The 3,036-nt window shown below is 31.9% G+C and carries 2 protein-coding genes; one reads left to right on the top strand and one right to left on the bottom strand.

All coding sequences use genetic code 11. The features are described from left to right. Nucleotides 1–161: 161 nt before the first annotated feature. The gene (locus A9G44_RS09150; protein ID WP_065610601.1) at nt 162–1,277 is read left to right on the top strand and encodes a hypothetical protein; all 1,116 of its coding nucleotides are present in this window, start codon (nt 162–164) and stop codon (nt 1,275–1,277) included. 216 nt (nt 1,278–1,493) lie between these two features. Here the strand turns inward: A9G44_RS09150 and A9G44_RS13560 are convergent. After that, nucleotides 1,494–3,036, bottom strand: a 1,543-nt coding sequence (locus A9G44_RS13560) for a hypothetical protein (protein WP_179854835.1), incomplete at its 5' end; no start/stop codon positions are given.

Genomic DNA, 3,036 nt, shown 5'->3' with positions numbered 1-3,036 from the left:
AAAGTATGTAAATTATTCAGTATCATTAAAAATAATCAAATTTACTTAAACTGAAATTTTCGCTAACATATTGAAGTTAAACTATCTATAATTTTCAATCCATATAAAATATGGTTGTAGCTTCATATTGAAAAAAACTTCAAATAATCTGATTAATAAAAATGAAATATATACTACTTGCTTTACTTTTAATCCCTTCTTTCCCTGTATTTAGTGCTATCTATAGGACTACCCATAATACTACCTATGCTTATAAAGGCTATATTGAGAATAAAGAAGTAACGCTATATTTGAGCCCCTATTTGAAAGTTTTTTGGGTTTATAAAGATGATCACAAACAGATACAACATGCTTTATCCTATGAATGTCAGTTAATGAACTCATGCGATAAAGTTAGCCAGCAAAACAGTTTAAAACTTTATGATGATAAAGATATTTATTTGGATGAAAATGATAATCATCCAAAAATTAAGGATTCAATTAGTTACTTTAACTTTAATCATAATGGGCAAACACAATTTAATCAAAAATTAGTTGGTTATTGGTTTGATGGCAAAAAAAATCAACAATATCCAATAAAATTGCAAAAAGAACTTGAAATAATTGATGAAGCAGATGCTGAATTTAATCGCCTTGAATTATTACAAACGAATTCATCAGATAAATTTTATTTTACTGCGGTATTATCAAAAAAGAAAAAAGAAAAAATTAAACTAGTTGGTGTTAATGTTTATGACAAAAGTAACCACCAATTAATGCAAAAAATACAAAATTTACATTATAGCTACAACCAATTTGACAGCATTTATCTAGAGGATATCAATTTTGACGGCAATCTTGATTTAGCCATTAAAAAATATGCCTCAAGTGCCAGAATAGGAGCAAATTATGACTACTATATCAATGACAAAGGTAAATTTGTAGCCACAAACTTGTGGGGTAGCGATATCGATTTTAACCCAAAAGATAAATCCGCCACAGGTAAAAAAAATTGTTATAATTATAATGAAAAACAGCAAAGAATCTTGACAACAATACAAAGTATTTATCATTATCAAAAATACAAATATATCAATATAAAAAATAGCTGTCAGTTTAAAAACATTGATACCCAAGAGCACAGAAAATGTAATGAAGAAGAATATAACGCTTGTTTGTTAAACCGAAATAATATTGATCGAGAAAACCCGCATGTAATTGGTGAAGATAATATATTGTATAAAAATATGGTATGGTACAAAGATAAATTCATTGATGGCGTTGTAGATGATGAATGATTATGATGTGGTTTTAGCTAGCAATAGTCTTATATAATCGTTATTTAGTATAATAACTCAGTCAAGTTATTTACAATATAAAAAACACTTTTTACTAACTATTTCGCCAAGTTTTTACTGCATATTAACACTGCTATTTATTCACGCCATGAAGCACAACTATTCTCGATTTAATGTTTAGTTTGATGCTGATCATTATCAGCATCAAATTATGAATTATCCTTTACAAATTGCATACCCTAAACGAGAATCTTCAGCTAAAAAGAAACCAATAAACCCATCATGGCTATGCACAACAGAATACACCCCAGGTTCACGAGCATTTATAGTCCAATATCTGGTAATAAAATGATCTGGATTTAATTCTTGCCATTCTGAATCAGGATAAGAAGATTTAGTTGTCCACCCCCATTCACCCAAAATAGAGTCTCCTATGGCGCGTGTGTAACTATTAGAAATTGTCAATTTATCTTTATCTAATTCTGCTGTTTGGCCTTTATATCGTGGAGAGTTTGTCAATTGCTCTCGACTCATCATATTTTGTAAACCGCCACAGCGTTGTTGTACAGCATTAAACGATCCTCTAAAATTTTGCGGCACCCCCCAAATAGAAGTTGGGTTAAAACGGTAATCATGAATGACAGAATTATCTCTTTTTAAAGTTGCCCTCACTGTGACAGTTCCAGAGGGTTTACTATTAAGTTTTACTACACCATTTTGATCAATTGCAACACCTCCTCCTGGGTTATTGATCACTTGATAATGGTAATCCTCTTGTGCTCCTGTCATCACTAATTGAAATTTAGCACCTGGAAACCCTGTTGTTGGGAAAGTGTTTGATGAAACTATTGGCTGTGCTTTAAAACCATAATTAGGTACGTAATCTTGAGTATAACCACCACCAACTTGAGGGTGGCGATTAGCATATTCAGGTCGATTAAAATAATATTCATCTGTTTTTAAATCAACTCCAATCCATTGGTGTTCTGGATGAACAATAATAGAATTGGGTTTGGCATAACATAGTTCTGATTTTGGTGCGATTTGGTAGGTTTTAGACAAAGTTAATTGCTTGCTTTCTTTTGGAATACCATACTCAGAATAGGTTTTTACTTTTGTTTCAATTATCAATTTTAATGGCATTGAAAAGCCACTACCACAACCTATAATTTTTTTATTATCATTACCTATTATTCTTACACCATTATTGTCATACCACCAATAATTAGTCGATTCAACTTTAAACGGCTTTTGTGGATCGGCACTATCACCATCTATATCGCTGTAATTTTCAACTTTATCTAAGTTTGTTGAAGTATAAATCGCCACTTTAAAATCGTTAAGCGTTAAATTACCATCAAATTCTTTCACTTCACTAGATTTTATAGTGCCACTCGCCTCACTGTAAAAAACACCGTTGACAGTAAAACCATGTTTATCTGCACTCGATAACGCCACCACTTGCGGTGCATTCCCTGTAATAACCTGACTCGAAGTTGCTGTTAGTATTGCATTAGCTGAACCAACATGTATCCATTGTGATAATAAGATTAAACCCATTATTTGAGCAAGTTTCGGTTTTGAGTGAGCTGTGAGTGTCGTTATTTTGACAACAAAGTGAGAGTGAGATTTACAATGGAAGTGTTTAAAACAGAAAGATAACAGTAAAAATAAAACGTTTTGCCGTAATATTAAAGGTGAAATAAAACGATTAACAAAATGCCCGATGCCCGATGCCCGATGCCCGATGCCCGATGCC

Origin of the sequence: Gilliamella sp. Occ4-3 (assembly GCF_001690675.1) — a bacterium.
GTDB lineage: Bacteria > Pseudomonadota > Gammaproteobacteria > Enterobacterales > Orbaceae > Gilliamella > Gilliamella bombi.
Note: the sequence above shows the minus strand (reverse complement) of the source record. Positions and strands in the feature narration are given on the sequence as shown.

Bases quoted from the DNA above. Each gene is read 5' to 3' on its own strand.
- A9G44_RS09150 (WP_065610601.1), top strand. From the start codon at position 162: ATGAAATATATACTACTTGCTTTACTTTTAATCCCTTCTTTCCCTGTA.